This is a genomic window from Streptomyces sp. E11-3 (assembly GCF_046540415.1).
Classification (GTDB): Bacteria; Actinomycetota; Actinomycetes; order Streptomycetales; family Streptomycetaceae; genus Streptomyces.
In genome coordinates this window covers 1-580 of record NZ_JAZGRL010000256.1, presented here as the reverse complement: position 1 = coordinate 580, position 580 = coordinate 1, and the positions used below count along the sequence as shown (strand labels likewise).

1 protein-coding gene is annotated in these 580 nt (G+C 57.9%); it reads left to right on the top strand.

From position 1 onward, the window contains the following. Positions 1–164 precede the first annotated feature (164 nt). The coding region (locus tag U9R90_RS36715) for an MbeB family mobilization protein (RefSeq protein WP_411061854.1) at positions 165–580 on the top strand (416 nt) is incomplete at its 3' end.

The following is a 580-nucleotide window of genomic DNA, read 5'->3' as shown; positions in this document are numbered from 1 at the left end:
ACGGGGTTTGCTGATGTTAGCCTCATCAGGAGAGCTGAAAACGCGTGATGACGTCACAGGGGCGCTCACAGCGGCCGGTTTTGAGGTGGTCAGAACCACAAAAAACAGTATCAGCATTGCCGACCCGGACGGGGGGCGAAATATCCGACTGAGGGGAGCCATTTATGAGCAGTCTTTTAACGGCCTCGAGGGACTTCGAGGAGAAATCGAAAGCACAGCAGCAGCTTACCGAAGAGAGGCTGAAAGCCGCATTCAGCAAGCACGAGAACGTTGTCAAATCGGAACTGAACGCAAGCGCGAAGAGAATCAACGACGCCATCAGCGCCCACGAACAGGGGATGAACGCGGCGATGCAGTCGAACCGGCTGAGCGTGCTGCGAATGGTCGGGCGGACGTGGCTGACCATCACCATGGTGTCAGGGCTGCTGTTCGCCAGCCTGAGCGGGGTGCTGTGGTACCAGGGGAACCGGATAGCGGCGAACCTGGCGGAAATCAGGCAGCAGAGAGATACGCTGTCGAAACTGCAGATGCAGACGTGGGGCGTGACCTATCTGGAGAACCGCAACGGACGGTTTCTGGT